Source organism: Microvirga soli (assembly GCF_016734765.1).
Lineage (GTDB): Bacteria > Pseudomonadota > Alphaproteobacteria > Rhizobiales > Beijerinckiaceae > Microvirga > Microvirga soli.
In genome coordinates this window covers 1-18,937 of record NZ_JAERQE010000069.1, presented here as the reverse complement: position 1 = coordinate 18,937, position 18,937 = coordinate 1, and the positions used below count along the sequence as shown (strand labels likewise).

Below are 18,937 nucleotides of genomic sequence, written 5' to 3'. Positions count from 1 at the left end.
GCAATCACCCCACAGGCGAGCTGACCAATGGCCACCTCAAACCGCACCCGAATTTACACTCATTGACGGACGTGACCTACCCATATCGGGTCGTTCTCGGGCAGACAACATACCACTGCAGCCCGCCAAAATGCCTTGGGTGCGATACGAGAGAGAACGACTGCTGGCGTTCCTGGAAGGACAGTTTCAGCACCCCACCATAGTCCGACAGCCTAACAGTGGCTGTGATGGTTTCGCCCGAGCCATAGGTGAGCACGCATTGAATGTGGCTGCCGGGCTTGCCAGCGCCGCTCGGGATTAACTTGGCAAGGTCCAGTTTGGGACCGCTTTCAAGAGTGAGGCGCTGCCGGTCACGAGGCATGGCGACGCCCCTTCGGCTGCAGTTTCAACACGACCCCAGAGGGCTCTCTCGCCTCCTCCACCCCAGACCCCATCTGGTAGATTATATGTGTACCTGTCGTGGGACCGCGGATGGGCTCCAAATGGCCATTGCGGTCACGCGAGAGGGACAGTTCCCAACAATTTTCTTTCGTGTAGCTGGTTACTGTCCCTGTGGTGACACCGGCTGTCCCTCTGGTGGGACCCGCTACAGATTTGGGCTCATCAGGACGCCAGCTCATGAACCGCTTGGACGAACGCTCGCCTGTGCGGTCGCATGCATGAAGGGTCAGGCGGTACTCGGCGGCATGAGGCGTCTTACGGTCGAAATCGCCGCGAGAGCAAAGGTCGATGAACCCCTTCTGTGTCAGCTCAGCGAATGCCCGTGCGGCGGTGTTCCTCGAGCATCTGGCGCGCTCCGCAGCATCTCGGGCGGAAAGAGCGATGCGACCGTTGTTGCTGCCGTTGTAGATGGCAGCCAGTTCGATGAAGACGCTTCGAGCTACTGGCGAGAGCGAGCGCCAAGCAGGTGATTGTAGCATCCAATGTGGGAGGGACACGAAGCGCTCTGTAGTGCTTCGTCCCTTATGATTGTGACGTCTGGGCATGAGGTGCCTCACAGCGGCCGTGAGAGACTCAAGGGCGCCCGTTCTGGAGATTGATGAGGGGAAGTGCAGCCGAGGCGCGGACCCCGGCTGCTGGGCGTCTCAGAGTCAGGAAGCAGGATCCGCGGTCTGGCCTAGGATTTGCGCGTAGGCGGCTCTCACCACATCGGAGAAGCCACGGGCGCTACGTCTTGAGCACTTGAAGTGATGTGCGCAGGACGTAGCGCCCGTGAGTTCCGGAATAGGGGCCGGCGTGCTGTTCATCGATGGTGTCAATGACGAGCCCACGCTTACGCAGAGAATGCACGTATGCGGACCAGCGCGGGGCGGGTCTATCAACCGGGATGACACCGCTCTCTCCTGTCTCTAGCAGGCAGTTGAGCGTCCAAGCTTCACGCCCTTTCACACGCAACATCTCACGGGTGTCGAGGCGCTGCACGAGGAGTTCGACAACGTCCTTAGGCATTGTGCGCCTCCGTGCTGAAGCCCGCCAGCTCCGCGACAGCGAGTGCAAGGGCTGGCGACAATCCAAAGCGCGTGGACAGGCTTTTCACCACACGCGGATGGGAGTGGAAGGGCTGCGATGCTGCCCAGGCAAAGAGCGGCAGCAGGCATAGGTTCGCGTTGCGACGCAAGCGCCGCTTGTGTAGAGTATTCATGGTTCTACCTTATTGCCCTGTACGAGAAGCCCTCGTTCGGGGCTTTCTCTTGCACGGTCATGAACGGTATGGGTTCAGAAGACAGGAGCTTCTGAAATCAGCGCTCGTTCGCAGCCCCAGCGATGAGGGCGCGGATATCCTCCACACGCCATGCGGTGATGCGTGGGCCGAGCTTCACGGGCTTTGGATAGCGCCCATCTTTGATGCCTGCCCACCACGTAGACCTGCTGACGGGAATAGGCCCGTTTGGGGGCAAGGATGCCCGGCAGCCGGACAAAGCCCGACGCTGGCAGGTGGGGGATTGCCGAAGGGTCAGCCTTCGGGCGTGATTCAACATTCTGCAAAGCCATGTGCCTTGCGTCCTTTCATTGTTCAGTTGTGAATGAAACGACGGGCAGGGCTAACGAGAGAAGTGATTGACTCACCTCGTAAGCCCCCAGTAGGCTTGGCCCGCTCTGCAACGAGTACGGGTTTCGACCCACCGCGCCGCCTTAGCCCCCTGGCAGGGGTTAGGGCGGCACTTTTTTCCGCGTCGCTAACCTCTCGTGTGAGAGGTCGTCCTAGACGGATCTTGTAAATCCGCATCGGACAGACAGCATTTCTAAAGATTGTTCGGGGACCATCAAAGCGTTTTGTCCATCCCATCCCCTCTCTTTCAAATATCTGATCCCCGCCCCCAATCTCCTATAGCTGTGGCCGCTCCTGCGGGAGGCTGGTCCGCAGCGGATATCTTTGATCCGCACTAGACGAATATACGACGGGAAATTTGCCCCTCCGAGTCGCATTGCATCCCTATTCCCACCGGGGGAGACGCCGTAGGCCTTTCTTGCGGAAGACCGATCCACAACGAATCGTCCCGATCCGCATAAGACAACTTCGCACGATTCTTTCCTCAGTAATCCTAACCTGGGACGTCGAGGACTATGTTCCTGTGAAACATGGTGGGTTGTTGTAGATTCCGGTATCATCTGGGGTCTGTAGATACTTGCGCTCTGTTACTTCGAAGAACCGCCCGCATTTGCATTGAAACGCAGAACATTTCTTTGAGGCTGTGCCTCAAGAAAGTCATCCCAAGCGTCCATCAACTCGCGGCGCTTCTCCAGAGCATCGCCACGCCGGTAGGCCCGCTCGACTGCATCGCCCACAAGGTGAGCGAGGGCGGCTTCTGCTATTTCTCTCGGAAAATGGGTCCGCTCACCGGCCCAGTCCCGGAAGGCGCTGCGGAAGCCATGCACCGTCACGTCAACCTTCATCCGCCGTAGCACCATCTCCAGCGCCATCACCGACAGCGGTCGCCCTGGCTTCGTGCCAGGGAATACAAGGTCACTGAACCGCTTCTGCTGCATCTCCCGCAGGATCACGACTGCTCGGGCTGACAGCGGCACCCGATGCTCCCGCCCTGCCTTCATGCGAGCTGCGGGCACGGTCCATACCCGCGCCTCCAAGTCGAACTCCTCCCATCGGGCTCCGAACACCTCGCCGGAACGGGCGGCAGTGAGGATGGCAAACTCCAGAGCACGCGGTGCCATCCCTTCTCGCTCTCGCAAAGCAGCCACGAACGCGGACACGTCATCGAACGGCATCGCCTTGTGGTGCCCTCGCGTCAGCCTCGCCCGCTTCGGTAGAACAGCATCGAGGTGCCCCCGCCACCGGGCCGGGTTTTCGCCACTCCCCTGCCCTCGCGCACGGGCGAAGTCGAACACCCGCTCCATCCGTCCACGCAGGCGTGAGGCTGTCTCGGGCTTTGTGGTCCAAAGCGGCTGCAGAACCTTCAGCACGTCCTCTGTGCCAATCTCGGTCACCGGCTTGGCTCGGAGCGGTTCGCAGTAGACCGTGAGGGTCATCTTCCACTGAGCACGGTGCTTTTCATTTCGCCAGGAGGAGGACATGCTCTCAATCAGAGCGTCGGCAGCCTCGCCAAACGCCATCGCCTGGGGCTTGTTGTCCCGTGCCGCGATGGGATCCAGACCATCGGCCAGCTTCTGGCGGGCCTCTGTCGCCCGTTCGCGGGCTTTGGCGAGGGGCACATCCCGCAAGGCACCAAGCCCATCTCCCGACGCTTGCCGTCTGCCTTCCACATGAACACCCAGGAACGAGCGCCGCTGGCTGTGATGTGCAGGTAGAGCCCGCCGCCGTCAGAGTGCCGTCCCGGCTTGGTTAGCGTCGCAACCGTTCGAGCGCTCAACGTGTGCAACTGTCGTGCCATCTGCTCCTGTCCTTCCCCACCTTCTTCCCCACCTTTGAGGCTGGATTGTAGCGGATGAGGCTGGATCACGTAAGATGAGCGACAGCGTAAAAGTCTTGGTTATCAGGGATTTTTCGGATGCGGCTAGATGTGGCTGGACACTAGTATGGCGGACACCCCCTCCGCCACCTTTTTGCTCAGTGTAGACCGATTGAGGCGTAGACCTTTCTAAGGTCCCGCCTGCCCGTCCCATCGTGAAGCTTCCTCCTAGCTCCCAGCGTTCATGGTATTTGCCGGCGGCGTAGGGCATATGCTTCCACAGCACGCAACGCCTGGTAGAAGATATCGCAGGCAGCAGAGCTTTCGCTGCCTGACTGTCATATCACCCTGCATTACGTGCCGCACCAAACCGAACATGGGGTTGGGCTGACCGTTTCTATCAAGGCGACTGCTCAGAAGAGAACGACCCTCTTGCAGGGCGTCAGAACGGATCGTACCAATCGCCTCAGCCTGGTCGAGCGCCCACTCGAAGATATCGGTGGCATTGTTCCAGAGAAGGCGGGGCGACACCTTGAACTGTCCGGCGAAGGCTCGGATCAGAGGCTCCACGTGTTTCTGAAACAGGCATGAGAAGCAGCCGTCAGAGACAACAGCGTCAGGAATGTCTGCCTCGGCGAGAATGATGGCTTTGCTCTTCCCGTGTTCATCCACGGCGAGACTGACGCGGTCCAGTTCGACGGGCAGATCGCGGCCCATCAAAAGCATCGCCGCGGTCGTTGGAATGATGAGCGCCCCAAAATGCCATTGTGTCCACATGGACACGATCGCGCGGCGGTCGCCTCCGGCATGAACCTCCGCGAAACGGGCTAGAAGATTGTCCGAGACATTTCGGTCGAGCAGGTCCCGGCCAGAGATGACGGAGTTGTGCTCTCCCGGAAGAGCCAGGGCATCCTTGTAGTGGACGAAGATCCCGGTGAAGCACGGTGCCAGCGAAGGGATCATAGCTGTTGCACCGCCACCCCTGGAGAGAGGCTGTTGTCCTCCCTGTCCGCAGAAAAAGATCGCCGGCCTAGCAGAACGATGGCTGGAAGAGCCACCACCGTAAAGGCTGCGGCGACCCCGAAGCAGACGCCGAAGCCGAAATGCTGCGCGATCCATCCCGATCCGACACCGCCGATCATGCTGACGAGAGCGTCGGCACATTGCAGGAGCGTGAAGTCGATGCCTGCCTGGCGTGGATCGGAGAGTTCCATGAACTTGGCGTATAAAGCGACAAAACCGAGCGCCAGGATCCCGGATGAACTCGCCAGGGCCAGCGGAACCAGGAGCGATTTCGTCGTGTTGCCTGCCCAGGCCGCCAGTCCAAGTCCGGACAAGGCCGCCGTCTGCAGGATCAATGCCAGGATCATGATCGGCCCGGCGCCCCAGGCTCTGACACAGGCGCCGCCGAGCAGCGCACAAGCAACGCCGACGATCATTCCCCCTGCCCCATTGATCGCCCCAAGGGACGTCAGATCGAGACCTGCATCGATAAGGAAGGGGCCTAGCATGAAGAGGCCCCATTTCTGGGACGCTGCATAGAAGGCGGCCAGGAGAAGGCCTTTGCGCATCTCGACGCGCCCGAGGGCTTCCCGGATCGACGGTCGGTGCAGACGCACCGCTTCCGGCTTCTGTGCCGGCGACAGAAGAAATGGCAGACCGAGCAGGCCAAGGAGCACTGCCATGAGGATCATCGCCCAGGTCCAGTCCACCTGCGCAACAATCAGGAGGAACACTCCGGATCCGATCGCAGCACCGAGATAGGCTCCTCCGACCTGCGCGGCATTGCCCCAGCCGTGATATTTCTGATGGAGGCTCTCCACGGCATGCCCGTCACAGGCGATGTCGACCGTCGATGCCGCAAAGGCGATCACCATGAAGATTGCCATGATCGGCCATATGTTCGTCGGGGCGATCAGGCCAGCCAGAATGAGGCCAGCCGCAGAGACAAGGCCGCCGATCAGCACGATTGAGCGCGAACGGCTCGGGCCGTGTTCCGGAAGCCGGAAGCGCTCAAGCGCCGGCGCCCATAGAAACTTCAGGGCCCAGGGCAGGACCGCGAGATAGGTCAGGCCGATGTAGTCGAGGGATACTCCATGGTCACGAAGAACGCTTGGAAGAGCGGTGAACGTCACCCCGCTGATGATGCTCTGCCCCACATAAAGCCCGCCGACAGCCAGGACGATTGCTGCGGGGGATCCGAGTCCTCGCTGGCTGGATTCCTGAGACATCGCTGTGCTCACCACCGGTAACGCAAGCTCGCGATGACCTTGCGGCCTTCATCCCAGTAGCAGTAGTTCGACGTGCAGACCTGACCATCATCGTCGAGGAGGTTGGTGGCATTGACCTGGAAACGCATTCCCTTGAGACTCGGATTGATGTTCTCCAGATCGTAGCGGATCGCGGCATCGAGATAGGTGCGTGGATCGTTCTCGATGATGGCGCGGTTGAGGTTGTCGCCGAAGCTGGCGCCCACATAGCGGACACCGCCGGCAATGCCGAGGCCCCTCGCCGGGCCCTCCTGAACCGTATAGTCGAGCCAGAGGGAAGCTATGTGGTAAGGCACGCTCGTCAGCTGATTACCCTCGGTCTCCGGGGTCAGCTTCAGGATCTGGGCGTCCGTGTAGGTATAAGCGGCTTGGACGCTCAGGCCTTCGGCCAGTGAGGCAACGCCTTCAAGCTCGAATCCCCGTGACCGCAGGTCGAGCTGGACCTGCTGGTTGATCGCGTCGACGACCTGATAGATCACGGCATCGTCCTGGCGAAGGTCGAAGACCGCAGCACGGAGGGATGCGTTCATGCCTGGGATGTCATACTTCACGCCGGCTTCGATCTGCTCGCCGGTCGTCGGCTCCGCGACCCCGCCATTGAGCACGGTGCCGGGGTTAGGCGTGAACGAGGTGCCGTAGCTCACATAAGGAGCAAGGCCGAAATCCGTTACATAGCCGAGGGCCGCACGGCCCGTGAACTTCGTGTCACTCCGGTCATATTCAAATCCGGCAGTGTCATACTCACTCGTCAGCCAATCGTGACGGCCACCGAGGGTCAGACGCCAGTTCCGCCACTTGAGCTGATCCTGGATGTAGATCCCAGTCAGGGTCTGGGTTTGCTCCTCCCGATAGGAGAGCGCCGGATCCGCACCGATCGGAATGGCAGCATCGAAGCCCTGCTTCGAGACATAGCTCAGGCGGCTGATGTCCAGACCGGTGAGGATCGTATGATCGACGTCTCCGGTTCTCAGGCGGCTCTCGAGATGGGTATCGCTGACGATGCCCCAGTTGTTCTCGCGGGTCAGGCCAGAACCTGCATAGACATATTCCTGATTGGTGCCGAGTGCCGAAAAGCGGGTCCGCTGGCGCAGGGTGAACATGTCGCTGAAGCGATGCTCGAATTCGTAGCCGATCCGGCCTTGCTGCTGCCTGAAATCGTTGTAGCGCGGATCTCCGGCGAAAATCCTTGTCGCTCCGATCGACAGGCTCGTCGGGTTGCCAGCAGCATCCGTCGCATAGTTGTTGATGTAGGCTGCGGTGCCACCTGTGTTCGCGTTCATGTACTCGCCGAGGATGGTCAGCGTCGTCGCGTCCGTCGGCCGCCAGGTAAAGGCTGGAGCGATGAAGACACGATCATCCGGAACGGCCTCGATTTCAGTTCCCGCCTGCCGGACGAGCCCTGTCAGCCGATAGAGGAGGGTGTTATCGGCCGTGACAGGACCGGAGAGATCGAAGCTGCCCTGCACGCGTCCGTAGGACCCGGTCTGGACCTCGACTTCCCGGAATGGCAGAAAAGTGGGACGCTTCGAGATCAGGTCGACAATACCGCCCGTGCTGCCTGCACCGTAAATCGAAGCGGCAGGACCCCTTAGAATCGAGATGCCCTCAAGGCCATAGGGTTCGAGACGAAACAGGCCGTTGGGGCTGTTGACCTGTCGCAGGCCGTCACGGAACACGCCCGTGTAGGTGACATCAATTCCGCGAATGGAGAAGGCATCGTAACGCGGATCGAAGCCGTAGCTGCCGACGCGTGCCCCGGGCGTGTAGGACACGGCATCCAACAGCGTCTGGGGCTTGCGGTCCTCAATCTGCTGCTGCGTGACGGTCGAGACGGATTGGGGCGTCTCCAGAAGGGGCGTATCGGTTTTTGTGGCGCTCCGGGACGACGTGGCCACGTAGCCGTTGGCGGAGATCGGACCGCCCTGCCCCTCCCGTGTTCCCTCGACCGTCACTTCATCGAGTTGCAAGACTCGCTGCTCGCCAACCTGGGCGAATGTCTTTCCTGGGATAAAAGCAAGAGCAGTTGAGGCAAAGAGCACAAACGGGAGCTTCACGGCGGAAACCTTCATTACACAACGAAGGTTTCCGCCTAACAGATGCTCCAAATATGAGTCAAATACTATAGTTTGTAATTATTTTAACTTAAAAGCCCGGCCTTTGTATCTGTTCTAAGCTTTGTTTAGAATGCTTCTACATTAGAGATCATCTATTGCTCCTCTATTGAGCGAATTAGCAGGCGTTCCAGTAAGGTTTGGAAGGAAAACTGCACCGGGATCCTGAGAATAGCCCGCTGTCGGCGACCGCATGTCCAAGCGGGCTCAGAAAGGCAAGCCGGTATAGTTCTCGGCCAGTGAACATGCCGCCGCCGTGGAGCTTTTGAGATACTCGAACTCGGCTCTTTGAATGCGCCTGCCGAAGGGATCGGTATCCGGAAAAGTGTGGAGAATGGACGTCATCCACCAGGAGAACCGCTCGGCCTTCCAGATTCGCGACAGCACTCGGGCGGAATAGCCATCGATTCCGGCGGTGGATCGCTCCGTGTAGAATTCGATCAGAGCCTCGGCCAAAACGGCAACATCGCTCGCCGCTAGGTTCAAGCCCTTGGCTCCTGTGGGTGGCACGATATGAGCGGCATCGCCCGCAAGAAACAGGCGCCCGAAACGCAGCGGCTCAGCGACGAAGCTCCTCAAAGGCGCTACGGATTTTTCGATCGACGGGCCTGTCACCAGGTTGTCGGCCGTTTCCTGGTCGACACGCCGCCGAAGCTCATCCCAAAAACGCTGATCCGACCACTCCTCTGCCTTGTCGCTGGAGGGCACCTGCACGTAGTAGCGGCTGCGGGTGGGTGACCTCATGGAGCAGAGCGCAAAGCCGCGCTCATGGTGGGCATATATCAGCTCATCGGCCACAGGCGGCTTGTCGACGAGGATACCAAGCCAGCCGAAGGGATAGACACGCTCGAAGGTTCGTATCGCATCCCGAGGGACACTGGCGCGAGACACCCCATGGTAGCCGTCGCAGCCCGCAATGAAATCGCAGTCAAGCTGATGCTCGACACCATTTTTGACGTACCGCACCTTCGGCGCGTCTCCGCCGAAATCGTCGAGGGAGACATTCTCCGCTTCATAGATGGTCGTCAGGCCCGAATGATCACGAGCCTGCATGAGATCGCGGGTGACCTCCGTCTGCCCGTAAACGGTGACCGTGCGGCCGATCCGCTTTTGGAAGTTGAAGCGATGCCGGTCGCCATCGAAGCAGAATTCGACGCCCTCATGCACGAGACCTTCTGCATGCAGCTTCTCGCCGACCCCTGCCCTGTCCAGGAGTTCGACCGTACCCTGTTCCAGAACGCCAGCCCGAATGCGCCCTAGGACGTATTCCTGACTGCGGCGCTCCAGGATGACGGTTTCGATCCCAGCAATCTCCAGGAGGCGCCCCAGCAGGAGCCCTGCCGGACCCGAGCCGATGATGGCAACCTTCGTACGCATGGCAATCTCCTCCTGAAGGCCGCTTTCGGGCAGAATGGACCTCAGCCGTTCAGCGGACAATATGACAGCGCTTTGTGTTCGATCTCACGGCTTCAACTCAGCCAGTGCTCATCCTTACCGCGTGCGACAGCAGAAACCTCCGACGCCACATTGCGTTTCCCCAGCAAGGAGGCGCCTATGTCCGAGACAGATCGAAAGAACCCCGGTGACGAGGATGCGCCGGGCACCAAGCAGACCGGGGAGAACATCTGCCCAACCTGCACTGGATCCGGCCGCATCGACGAGAAGCCATGTCCTGATTGCGGCGGTTCAGGCCGGGTCACCGCAATCGTCGGCGATGCCTGAGAGGAGTTAACCTCCGGCATTCGAGGTAGAGAAACTTATTCCGCCAACCAAGGCCTGAGCGCTTCTCAAGCCTGCAGCGGTTGCAACAACCATCCGCGGCAGCACCATCCATTCGAGGGTCCATGCGGCGCCGGACCGCTCATTCTCATGAACCAGCGCTTGATGCAGCGTGCCGAGAAGGCCTGCATTGAACCGGGCCAGTGTCACGAGCACCTCTGCAGGAACAGGATTGGATTTATGCGGCATGGCCGACGAGCCGCCGCCCGTGGCAAGCCGCACCTCGCCCACTTCGTTCTGCGCCATCAAGGCAATGTCCTGGCCGATCTTTCCAAGCGTTCCGGAGAGAAGCGAAAGGAAGCTCGCGAACTCGCCGATCCGGTCGCGCTGGGAGTGCCAGGAGGGCGCCGAGTTGAGACCGAGGATTTCAGCCACGGCATCGGCAATAGCATCGCCATGCCCCTTCAATTCTGCCCTGGTTCCGACAGGACCGCCGAGTTGCACCACCAGAAGCCGCGGCGCTAGGGCGTCCAATGCCTCCCTGTGTCGCTCCAGCGGCTGGAGCCAGGTGTCGATCTTGTGGGCGGCCGTAAAGGCAAGGGCCTGCTGCATGCGCGTATGCGCCATCAAGGGCGTCGCACCGTCACGATCCTTCAGGGCGCGAAGGGCTTGGGTCAGCGCATCGATCCGATGCCCGAATATCTCGACCACCTGCTTCAGGCGAAGCATAAGAGCGGTGTCTATGATGTCCTGGCTTGTGGCGCCGAGATGCACGGCCTTGGCATGAGCCTCGCCGACAGCGGTTCGAAGCTGCTTGACGAAGGCTGGAGCGATTACACCGTCCTGGGCGAGACCTGCAGCCAACCCGGGCCAATCCGCCCGGAAGGAGCCGCAGGCCTCGGAAATTCGCCTTGCTGCTTCAGCGCTGATCAGGCCAACCTCCGCCTCGCCTCGTGCCAAGGCTGCTTCGGTCTGCAGCAATGCCGCGAGTTCGGCCTCATTGGAAAAGAGCCCTCCCACCTCCTCGTCACCGACGAGAGCCTGCAGCAAGGGGTAAGGGAGCGCCTGTGTCATCATGGTCGCGGAGCTTAAACAGCCTCGAGGGCGATGGAAATGCCCTGCCCAACGCCGACGCACATTGTGGCCAGGGCATGCTTTTTGCCTCTGAGCTTCAACTCGAGAGCCGCCGTGCCGGTGATGCGGGCGCCCGACATACCGAGCGGATGCCCCAGCGCGATGGCGCCGCCATTCGGATTTACGTGCTCGGCATCTTCCGGGATGCCGAGTTCGCGCAGGACCGCGAGGCCCTGGCTGGCGAAAGCCTCGTTCAGCTCCACCACGTCGAAATCCGAAGGCTTGAGGCCCAAGCGGGCGCAGAGCTTCTTCGTGGACGGCGCCGGCCCGATCCCCATGATCCGCGGTGGAACGCCGGCGGTCGCGCCGCCGACCACCCGGGCAATCGGCTCAAGCCCGTACTTCCTCACGGCTTCCTCTGAGGCAATGATCAGGGCGGCAGAGCCGTCGTTGACGCCGGAGGCATTCCCAGCGGTCACCGTGCCGTCCTTGCGGAAGGGCGTGGGCAGCTTCGCCAACTGCTCAAGCGTGGTGTCGCTGCGGGGATGCTCGTCCTTATCGACGATCACCGGATCGCCCTTACGCTTTGGGATCGTGACCGGCACGATCTCCTGCGCCAGGCGCCCATTGGCCTGAGCGGCGGCGGCCTTCCTCTGCGAGCGCAAGGCGAAGGCATCCTGATCCTCACGGGAGACGCCAAAATCCGCCGCAACGTTCTCGCCGGTTTCCGGCATGGAATCGATGCCGTATTGGCTCTTCATCAGCGGATTGACGAAGCGCCAGCCGATGGTCGTGTCGAAAATTTCGGCATTGCGGGAGAAGGCGCTATCTGCCTTGGGCATCACGAACGGCGCGCGAGACATCGACTCGACGCCGCCGGCAATCATGATCTCGGCATCACCCGCCTTGATCGCCCGGGCAGCCGCGATGACCGCATCCATGCCGGAGCCGCACAGGCGGTTCATAGTCGTCCCACTAATCGAGCCTGGAAGACCTGCCAGCAACACCGCCATGCGGGCGACGTTGCGGTTGTCCTCACCGGCCTGGTTGGCGCAGCCATAGATCACATCGTCCACCGCCTCGAAGTCGAGGTTGGGATGACGCTCCAGGAGCGCCCTAAGCGGCACTGCAGCGAGATCGTCGGCGCGCACGCCCGACAGAGACCCACCGTAGCGGCCGATGGGGGTTCGCACATAGGCGCAGATATAGGCTTCACGCATCTTAAGCTCCCTTCCTGCCGCCATGCGCCCGCTCGGTTCTGGCCTGAAGCTCGCGCAGGGTGGTGAGTTCGAGTTCGGACGGCGGAGGGGTTTCCTCCAGACGATCGGAGAAGCGCACCTTCCAGCCGCAGGTCTCCTGAATCTGATCGCGGGTTACCCCCCGGTGCATTGACACCACCGTGAATTCCTTCGTCTCCGGGTCCGGCTTCCAGATGGCCAGATCCGTGATCAGGAGCGTCGGTCCTTTTGTGGTGATGCCGAGGCGCTCGCGGTGATTGCCGCCCTCGCCGTGCCCGAAGGAGGTGTAGAAGTCGATCTTGTCGACCATGCCGCGGGTGGTCTGCTTCATGGTGATGAACACTTGCCTGCACGAGGTGGCGATTTCAGGCGCCCCGCCGCCGCCCGGCAGGCGTACCTTCGGCTTGTGGTAGTCGCCGATCACCGTGGTGTTGATGTTGCCGAAGCGGTCGAGCTGGGCGGCTCCCAGGAAGCCGATGGAGATGCGCCCCCCCTGGAGCCAGTACCGGAACATCTCGGGCACCGACACGGTCGTGACTGCCGTCTCGCAGAGTTCGCCATCGCCGATGGAGAGCGGCAGCACATTGGGCGCAGTCCCGATGGTGCCGCTCTCGTAGATCAGCGTGATGTCTGGAGCATGGGTGAGTCGCGCCACGTTGCATGCGGCAGACGGAGCCCCGATGCCGACGAAGCACACGTCGTCGTTGGACAGGGCACGCGCCGCCGCAATCGTCATCATCTCGTTGGGGGTGAAGTCGGAGAGGTTCGTCATCTTACAATCCCTTCACCCGGCTGGAGAAGGCCTCGGGCCCTGCTTCCAGCACGTTCTCCTTTATCCAAGCCGTGAAGAGGTCACGGTCGGCGGAGATCTTGTCCCATTCCAGATAGGCTGCGTTGTCGCGGTCGTAATAGCCGTGGGTGTAGGACGGATGCGCTCCGCCTGGAACGTGGGCGATGGACGAGACCGTCCAATGCGGCAGCACACAGAGGTTCGGGTGCAAGTCGTCGAAGTCCTCCACGATCTCCTCGACCGTGACCACCGAGCGCTTCGAGGCGAGAACGGCCTCCTTCTGCACCCCTATGATGCCTTCCACCAGGACATCGCCGCGTCGGTTGGCCTTCTGGGCGTGGATGACGGCCGCATCCGGCCGATGAGCCGGCACCGCCGCGAGCTCCTCACCCGTGAACGGACAGGTGATGCTCTTGATGGAGGGGTTGACCTCCTTCAGGCCCGCGCCGCGATAGCCGCGGAAGACGGCACAGGGCAGCCCGGCCGCACCGGCCTCGTACGCATTGGCCATGGCCGCGTGGCTATGCTCCTCGGTCTCGATGGCGCGAGGCCAGCCGTTCTCGATGGCATCGCGCATGCGGCGCAGGAGGCCGACGCCAGGATTTCCCGCGTAGGAGAAGACGACCTTCTTCACCAGGCCCATGCCGATCAGCTGGTCATAGATGATGTCGGGGGTCATACGGATCAGCGTGAGATCCTTGATCCCCTGCCGGATCACCTCATGGGCGGCGGCATGGGGGATGAGATGGGTGAAACCCTCGAACGCGACGGTGTCGCCGTCGCGCAGGTTGTCGGCAACAGCCTCTTGGAGGCTCTGAAACTTGGCCATGATGCGCTTTCGGGTCGATATCAGATGTCGAAGAACACGGTTTCCTTCTCACCCTGGATATGGATGTCGAAGGTATAGGTCGGCAGGCCGTTCTCCTCAGCCCTTGTGGCGACCAGGGTCGGCACTCGCGCCTTGTGAGCGATCCTGGCGAGGACCGGGCACTTGGCATTGGCTGCCTCTTCGTCACTGAAATACATGCGGGTGTGCAGCCCGGTATTGATGCCGCGGGCTACGATCCAGACCGTGATGTGCGGCGCCATCAGGCGGCCGTCCTTGTAGGGAGCCCGGCCGGGCTTGATGGTCTCGAACCGATACTCTCCGGTCATGCCGTCAGCGGGTTGCCGTCCCCAGCCGACGAAATGCGGGTCGGCCTTGCCGCGCTTCTCCTGCGGGCTGTTGTAGAGCCCCTCCGCATCCGCCTGCCAGATTTCGATCAGGGCATCCTTCAGCGGGTCGCCCGCACCGTCGAAAACCCGACCCTTGATGATGATCCGCTCTCCCTTGGTCTCGGGGTCGACCAGAACGAGTCCGAGATCCTCCTGCCAGACGCCCGTGATCTCGACCCAGTTCGGGTTCGTGCCGATATGGACATAGGGACCGGCCGTTTGGGATGGGGATTCTTTCAAGAGGCGCAATTTCTGGACCATTAATTCCCCTCCATGTGGTTCTCGAACATGGTCGAGCGGCGGCCGCGCAGCACGATGTCGAACTTATAGGCGAGTGCATCCATCGGCAGGGTATTCTGCCGGTCGAGGGCGGCGACCAGCTGCTCGATGGCGGATTTGTCAGGGATCGTGGCGACGATCGGGTCCTGCCAGATCATTGGATCGCCTTCGAAATACATCTGTGTGATCAGCCTCTGCGCAAACGCGTGACCGAACACCGAGAAGTGGATATGGGCAGGACGCCAGTCATTGACACCGTTCGGCCAGGGATAGGCGCCCGGCTTGATGGTCCGGAACCAGTAGCGGCCTTCCTCATCGGTAATCACCCGTCCGCAGCCGCCGAAGTTCGGGTCGATGGCGGCGAGATAGGTTTCCTTTTTGTGGCGGTAGCGACCGCCTGCATTGGCCTGCCAGAACTCAAGGAGCGCGCCGGGAACGGGGCGGGCGTTCTCGTCGAGCACACGACCGTAAACGACGATTCTCTGCCCAATAGGATCGCCCGTCTTCGCGAAATTGCGGAGTAGGTCGTTGTCGAGCGGCCCAAGCTTGTCATGTCCGAAGACCGGGCCGGTCAGCTCCGAGATCGTATTCTCCAGAGACAGGAGCGGGTGCTGCGGGGAGCGCAAAACCGAAGTCTTGTAGGACGGTGTGAAGGCCAGCGGATGCCAGCTCCGATCCCGCTGGTAGAATGATCCCTGATCCGACATCTTGTCTCTCCCTGGCAGCACCTGTCAGGAGCTGCGCCAGCAACCCAATCTGCTACTTCTGAGGCTCGAGGTTGGCTTCCATTTCGGCAAAAGTCTTCTTGACGATCTTGATGGCGTGGTTGGCCGCAGGCACACCCGCATAGACGGCCACGTGCATCAACGCCTCCTTGATGTCCTCCTTCGTCGCACCCGTATTGCGGGTCGCGCGGACATGCATCGCCACTTCGTCGTCCTGGCCCAGGGCAGCAAGGAGCGCGATAGTCACGATGGAGCGTTCCCGCTTAGTGAAATGCGGCCGCGACCAGACCGAGCCCCAAGCTCCTTCGGTGATGAAGGTCTGGAAGTCGGAATCGAATTCCGTCATCTGCGCTGTTGCCCGATCCACATGGGCATCGCCCAGCACCTGGCGGCGAACCGCCATGCCGGCCTTGTAACGTTCGCTCTCGTTTGTCTCAGACAAGTCCTGCCTCCTCGAGATGCTGCTTGATGAGCCCCGACAGTTCGGCGGGCTTCTCGATGCAGGGAATGTGCCCTGCCCCTTCGATGAGCGCAAACCGTGCGCCTGGAATGAGGTCGGCGGTTCCCTTAACAATATCGGCCGGCGTGGATCCATCTTGGTCACCTGCCACGCAGAGCGTCGGTACCGGGATCCTGCCTGCATCAGGCCTGAGATCCGCATCGCGGATCGCCGCACAGGTGCCCGCATAGCCATGGGCCGGGGTACGGACCAGCATGTTGCGCCAGCCGGCGAGGTCGTCGGCCTGCACCCCATGAAACCTTGGTGTGAACCACCGCTGGAGAACGGCGTCGGCAATGGGCTCGATGCCCCCCGCCTCGACGGCGTTGATGCGGTCTGCCCATAGTTCGGGCGTACCGATCTTCGCCGCCGTGCAGCAGAGGGTGATGGACTGCACGCGATCGGGCGCCCGCACAGCCATGCGCTGTGCGATCATGCCACCGACCGAGAGCCCAACGAGGGATGCCTTCCCGATGCCAAGGTGATCAAGGAGCGCGAGGAGATCGTCAGTGTGATCGTCGATGCTGTAGGGCGCAGGCGGCGCATCCGAGAGGCCGTGCCCTCGCTTGTCGTAGAGAACCACTTGGAAACTCTCGGCAAAGGCCGGAGCGACCTCCTGCCAGATCCGCACATCGCTCCCGAGCGAGTTGATGAAGACGAGAGCCTGCCGGTCAGACGGTCCTAGCACTTGGTAGTGAAGCACGATGTCGTTGACCCGTATGAATGCCATGCCCCACCTCATTTGTTCGCATTGCGAACATTGAGTTTCATATCGCACATGTAGTACGGTTCTGGTGCAGGGTGTCAAGGCTACCAAAGTCCAGCGCATTCCGGAGCGCGAAATGCCGAATGAATTGACCATAGATCAGAGCAGTGGGGATCGTGACTTCGTTGCGAGCCTTGAGAAAGGCCTTCTGGTCATCGAAGCGTTCGATGCGAGCAGGCCACGGCTAACCCTATCTGATGTGGCAAAGCTCACCGGCATCACCCGAGCGGCTGCCCGGCGCTATCTGCTGACGCTCACCAAGCTGAACTATGCCGAGTTCGACGGACGCTATTTCAGTCTCACTCCTCGAATCCTACGCCTCGGCTATGCCTATCTTTCCTCCACATCGCTATCGGCCCAAGTGCAGCCGTTCCTGGAGCGGATCTCCGAGGAAACGGGAGAGTCGAGTTCAGCTGCGGTTCTCGACGGGGACGACATCGTCTATATCGCCCGTTCGGCCACGCGGCGGATCATGTCGATTGGATTGGGCGTCGGAAGCCGCCTCCCCGCCCATTGCACTGCTTTAGGTCGAGCAATTCTGGCTTTCCAGCCGGAGGACGAGTTCCAAGCGTATCTGCAACGGGTCCGACTGGAGGCCCGCACCCCAAAGACCATCACGGACAAATCCGCGTTTCAGCATGCGCTCGAAGCAACCTGTGCGCAGGGGTACGCAATCGTCAATGAAGAGCTTGAATATGGGCTCTGCTCTATCGCCGTGCCGGTTATGCAGAAGAATGGCAAGGTAACCATTGCCTTGAACCTCAGCGCTCAAGCCGGACGCGTCTCGGCCGAGGAGATGGAGGGGCGGTTCCTGCCCCTGCTGAAATCGGCCAGCGAAACGTTGCGCTACATGCTCTGAGCAGCGGCTACTGAGCGACATCCGAGGAGAACGCGCGCCTCGTCGGTCGTGGCAACACGGTGCCCATGCCTCTCTATAGCGAGCACCGCATGTTCCACCAGCTCGGCATTGCTCGCCGCCAGACGGTCCTTCGTGACGCGAACATTATCCTCAAGGCCGGTGCGAACCGCATCCGCACCTCGCGCGAGTGCCCAATCCATGACCTTGGCCTGGTGCCGGCCGATGCCGGCTGCTGTCCAATTACAGGTTGGAAACAGGTGCTTGGCCTCCTTCAGCAGGATATCGAGCAGTCGCTCCTCGGCCGGCAACGCGTTCTGCACGCCCATGACGAACTGGATATGGGGCTGCTCGTCCATGAGCCCCATGTCGGCCAGCCGCCTCGCCCCATGAAGGTGAGACAGGTCAAAGATCTCGATCTCCGGCCGGATCCCGAAATCCCGCATCTTGCCTGCCATCTCCTCAACGAGGCTCGTGTGGTTCTCATACACAATGGTCGGGAAGTTGACGGAGCCGGTGGATAGAGAGGCCATGTCCGGGCGCAAATGGAGAGCGCTACTGCGCTGGCCTGGATCCCGCCCTCGCCCGCCGGTCGAAAACTGAATGATCATGCCGGGGCACTGTTCTGCAATTCCAGACTGGACAGCGGCGAAGCGCTCGGGATCGGACGAGGGCGTCTCATCATCGTTGCGCACGTGGATATGGACGAGCGTGGCTCCGACCTCATAGGCTTGACGCGCCGACACGATCTGCTCGGCTGGCGTGATCGGCACAGAAGGGTTGTCTTTCTTGCGCGGAACCGATCCAGTAATCGCGACCGCTATGACAATAGGTTTCACGCCCTTCCTCCCAGCTCAAAGATTCATACCCTGCCAAAGGACATAGAGCGGGGACGGCTCAGGGAGAACCATTTCGCTTCGCAGGGTCACGTTTCCTGCCTGAGCTTGGCATGCTCCCAGGGGCATCCAGGCACGCCAAGGCGCTTCTCCGCCAATAGGCCCTCTGCTCTCTTTTCTGTTTGGGGTTGCAAAATGTGTGTGGGAGTTTATATCGGCGCTTCCTTTGGGCTGTTTGGGCCTGAGGGTGTTTTCCCAACACGGTGGGTTTGTGCGGTCTGAGGCTTTGGCTTCGGGCTTTGTGTGCCGTGTGGGTTTTGGCCAAGAGCTTCGGCGGTTCGACGGTGGTTGAACCTGCTTGGTTTTGCTCCTCTGGCGGTTCTTGTCCGGCATGGGCTGCGGGTTTATCGCTTGGCAGCAAGGTCAACGCGGAGATGATGTCATCTCTGCGAACGGGAAAGCTGTGCCTGTACTTGTGGGGCCGCAGCGTTCATTCGAGAAGAACTTACAAATTCTTGTCGAATGCTGTTGACACCGGTCCGGGCTTTGACTAGATAGGGTTCATCGACGGCGGCACTGATGTGGCGCCGGACTGGAGGCCCCGCGATCCTGGACAGCCCGCAAGGGTGGTTTGGGCGGCAGGGGTTCTTCTGTGTCTTTCGGGATGCATGCTCTTTGACATTGTTGAGAGGG

The 18,937-nt window shown here is 61.0% G+C and carries 18 protein-coding genes and 1 pseudogene; 2 read left to right on the top strand and 17 right to left on the bottom strand.

Annotated features, from left to right (window positions below):
* Positions 1-1,167: 1,167 nt before the first annotated feature.
* The 8 genes and pseudogenes from JKL45_RS26905 to pobA all read right to left on the bottom strand — a co-directional run bounded on the left by JKL45_RS26905 (position 1,168) and on the right by pobA (position 9,624).
* Positions 1,168-1,449 carry a winged helix domain-containing protein gene (locus JKL45_RS26905; RefSeq protein WP_246499012.1) on the bottom strand — a complete coding sequence of 94 codons (282 nt, stop codon included), beginning with the start codon at positions 1,447-1,449 and terminating at the stop codon, positions 1,168-1,170.
* Positions 1,442-1,642, bottom strand: coding sequence for a hypothetical protein (locus JKL45_RS26900; protein ID WP_201864873.1), 201 nt, complete (start codon positions 1,640-1,642; stop codon positions 1,442-1,444). Before JKL45_RS26900 ends, JKL45_RS26905 begins: the two co-directional genes overlap by 8 nt.
* 97 nt (positions 1,643-1,739) lie before the next feature.
* Positions 1,740-1,979, bottom strand: coding sequence for a helix-turn-helix transcriptional regulator (locus JKL45_RS26895; protein WP_246499010.1), 240 nt, complete (start codon positions 1,977-1,979; stop codon positions 1,740-1,742).
* Positions 1,980-2,637: 658 nt separating this feature from the next.
* Positions 2,638-3,848, bottom strand: a pseudogene (locus JKL45_RS31125) (tyrosine-type recombinase/integrase).
* A gap of 246 nt (positions 3,849-4,094) precedes the next feature.
* On the bottom strand, positions 4,095-4,829 hold the full coding sequence (fhuF, locus tag JKL45_RS26885) for a siderophore-iron reductase FhuF (RefSeq protein WP_201864872.1): 735 nt from the start codon (positions 4,827-4,829) through the stop codon (positions 4,095-4,097).
* A complete protein-coding gene (locus JKL45_RS26880) occupies positions 4,826-6,097 on the bottom strand; it encodes an MFS transporter (protein ID WP_201864871.1) in 1,272 nt (423 codons plus the stop codon). The genes fhuF and JKL45_RS26880 overlap by 4 nt, the downstream gene beginning before the upstream one ends.
* Positions 6,098-6,105: 8 nt before the next feature.
* Complete coding sequence (locus JKL45_RS26875) at positions 6,106-8,103, bottom strand: TonB-dependent siderophore receptor (protein WP_201864870.1); 1,998 nt, start codon at positions 8,101-8,103, stop codon at positions 6,106-6,108.
* A 351-nt stretch (positions 8,104-8,454) separates the two neighbouring features.
* A complete protein-coding gene (pobA, locus tag JKL45_RS26870) occupies positions 8,455-9,624 on the bottom strand; it encodes a 4-hydroxybenzoate 3-monooxygenase (RefSeq protein WP_201864869.1) in 1,170 nt (389 codons plus the stop codon).
* Positions 9,625-9,801: 177 nt separating this feature from the next.
* Between pobA and JKL45_RS26865 the strand changes: the two genes are divergently transcribed.
* The gene (locus JKL45_RS26865) at positions 9,802-9,969 is read left to right on the top strand and encodes a hypothetical protein (protein ID WP_201864868.1); all 168 of its coding nucleotides are present in this window, start codon (positions 9,802-9,804) and stop codon (positions 9,967-9,969) included.
* Between the two features lie 6 nt (positions 9,970-9,975).
* Here the strand turns inward: JKL45_RS26865 and JKL45_RS26860 are convergent, their stop codons facing one another.
* The 8 genes from JKL45_RS26860 to pcaD are packed head-to-tail and all read right to left on the bottom strand — an operon-like array spanning position 9,976 to position 16,516.
* Complete coding sequence (locus JKL45_RS26860; protein ID WP_376771082.1) at positions 9,976-11,043, bottom strand: 3-carboxy-cis,cis-muconate cycloisomerase; 1,068 nt, start codon at positions 11,041-11,043, stop codon at positions 9,976-9,978.
* Positions 11,044-11,054: 11 nt separating this feature from the next.
* Entirely contained in the window at positions 11,055-12,260 is a 1,206-nt protein-coding gene (pcaF, locus tag JKL45_RS26855) for a 3-oxoadipyl-CoA thiolase (protein ID WP_201864867.1), read from the bottom strand.
* A 1-nt stretch (position 12,261) separates the two neighbouring features.
* Positions 12,262-13,050: a CoA-transferase subunit beta gene (locus JKL45_RS26850; protein WP_201864866.1), complete on the bottom strand. Its 789-nt coding sequence runs from the start codon at positions 13,048-13,050 to the stop codon at positions 12,262-12,264.
* A gap of 1 nt (position 13,051) precedes the next feature.
* Positions 13,052-13,897, bottom strand: a complete 846-nt coding sequence (locus JKL45_RS26845) for a CoA transferase subunit A (RefSeq protein WP_201864865.1) — start codon at positions 13,895-13,897, stop codon at positions 13,052-13,054.
* Between the two features lie 20 nt (positions 13,898-13,917).
* Positions 13,918-14,544 (bottom strand): protocatechuate 3,4-dioxygenase subunit alpha, encoded by a 627-nt coding sequence (gene pcaG / locus JKL45_RS26840; protein ID WP_201864864.1) that lies wholly within the window; start codon positions 14,542-14,544, stop codon positions 13,918-13,920.
* Complete coding sequence (gene pcaH, locus JKL45_RS26835; RefSeq protein WP_201864863.1) at positions 14,544-15,269, bottom strand: protocatechuate 3,4-dioxygenase subunit beta; 726 nt, start codon at positions 15,267-15,269, stop codon at positions 14,544-14,546. The genes pcaG and pcaH overlap by 1 nt, the downstream gene beginning before the upstream one ends.
* Before the next feature lie 52 nt (positions 15,270-15,321).
* A complete protein-coding gene (pcaC, locus tag JKL45_RS26830; protein WP_246499014.1) occupies positions 15,322-15,690 on the bottom strand; it encodes a 4-carboxymuconolactone decarboxylase in 369 nt (122 codons plus the stop codon).
* Between the two features lie 31 nt (positions 15,691-15,721).
* Complete coding sequence (gene pcaD / locus JKL45_RS26825; RefSeq protein ID WP_201864861.1) at positions 15,722-16,516, bottom strand: 3-oxoadipate enol-lactonase; 795 nt, start codon at positions 16,514-16,516, stop codon at positions 15,722-15,724.
* A 112-nt stretch (positions 16,517-16,628) separates the two neighbouring features.
* Between pcaD and JKL45_RS26820 the strand changes: the two genes are divergently transcribed.
* Positions 16,629-17,411, top strand: coding sequence for an IclR family transcriptional regulator (locus JKL45_RS26820; protein WP_201864860.1), 783 nt, complete (start codon positions 16,629-16,631; stop codon positions 17,409-17,411).
* Here the strand turns inward: JKL45_RS26820 and JKL45_RS26815 are convergent.
* On the bottom strand, positions 17,399-18,247 hold the full coding sequence (locus JKL45_RS26815; RefSeq protein WP_201864859.1) for a 3-oxoadipate:acetyl-CoA acetyltransferase: 849 nt from the start codon (positions 18,245-18,247) through the stop codon (positions 17,399-17,401). The two genes, JKL45_RS26820 and JKL45_RS26815, sit on opposite strands and share 13 nt — an antisense overlap.
* Positions 18,248-18,937: the final 690 nt, after the last annotated feature.

What these genes read in the sequence shown, in the direction of transcription:
- JKL45_RS26905 (WP_246499012.1), bottom strand. Translation starts at nt 1,449, where the DNA reads ATGCCTAAGGACGTTGTCGAACTCCTCGTGCAGCGCCTCGACACCCGT.
- JKL45_RS26900 (WP_201864873.1), bottom strand. Translation starts at nt 1,642, where the DNA reads ATGAATACTCTACACAAGCGGCGCTTGCGTCGCAACGCGAACCTATGC.
- JKL45_RS26895 (WP_246499010.1), bottom strand. Translation starts at nt 1,979, where the DNA reads ATGTTGAATCACGCCCGAAGGCTGACCCTTCGGCAATCCCCCACCTGC.
- fhuF (WP_201864872.1), bottom strand. Translation starts at nt 4,829, where the DNA reads ATGATCCCTTCGCTGGCACCGTGCTTCACCGGGATCTTCGTCCACTAC.
- JKL45_RS26880 (WP_201864871.1), bottom strand. Translation starts at nt 6,097, where the DNA reads ATGTCTCAGGAATCCAGCCAGCGAGGACTCGGATCCCCCGCAGCAATC.
- pobA (WP_201864869.1), bottom strand. Translation starts at nt 9,624, where the DNA reads ATGCGTACGAAGGTTGCCATCATCGGCTCGGGTCCGGCAGGGCTCCTG.
- JKL45_RS26865 (WP_201864868.1), top strand. Translation starts at nt 9,802, where the DNA reads ATGTCCGAGACAGATCGAAAGAACCCCGGTGACGAGGATGCGCCGGGC.
- JKL45_RS26860 (WP_376771082.1), bottom strand. Translation starts at nt 11,043, where the DNA reads ATGATGACACAGGCGCTCCCTTACCCCTTGCTGCAGGCTCTCGTCGGT.
- pcaF (WP_201864867.1), bottom strand. Translation starts at nt 12,260, where the DNA reads ATGCGTGAAGCCTATATCTGCGCCTATGTGCGAACCCCCATCGGCCGC.
- JKL45_RS26850 (WP_201864866.1), bottom strand. Translation starts at nt 13,050, where the DNA reads ATGACGAACCTCTCCGACTTCACCCCCAACGAGATGATGACGATTGCG.
- JKL45_RS26845 (WP_201864865.1), bottom strand. Translation starts at nt 13,897, where the DNA reads ATGGCCAAGTTTCAGAGCCTCCAAGAGGCTGTTGCCGACAACCTGCGC.
- pcaG (WP_201864864.1), bottom strand. Translation starts at nt 14,544, where the DNA reads ATGGTCCAGAAATTGCGCCTCTTGAAAGAATCCCCATCCCAAACGGCC.
- pcaH (WP_201864863.1), bottom strand. Translation starts at nt 15,269, where the DNA reads ATGTCGGATCAGGGATCATTCTACCAGCGGGATCGGAGCTGGCATCCG.
- pcaC (WP_246499014.1), bottom strand. Translation starts at nt 15,690, where the DNA reads ATGGCGGTTCGCCGCCAGGTGCTGGGCGATGCCCATGTGGATCGGGCA.
- pcaD (WP_201864861.1), bottom strand. Translation starts at nt 16,516, where the DNA reads ATGGCATTCATACGGGTCAACGACATCGTGCTTCACTACCAAGTGCTA.
- JKL45_RS26820 (WP_201864860.1), top strand. Translation starts at nt 16,629, where the DNA reads ATGCCGAATGAATTGACCATAGATCAGAGCAGTGGGGATCGTGACTTC.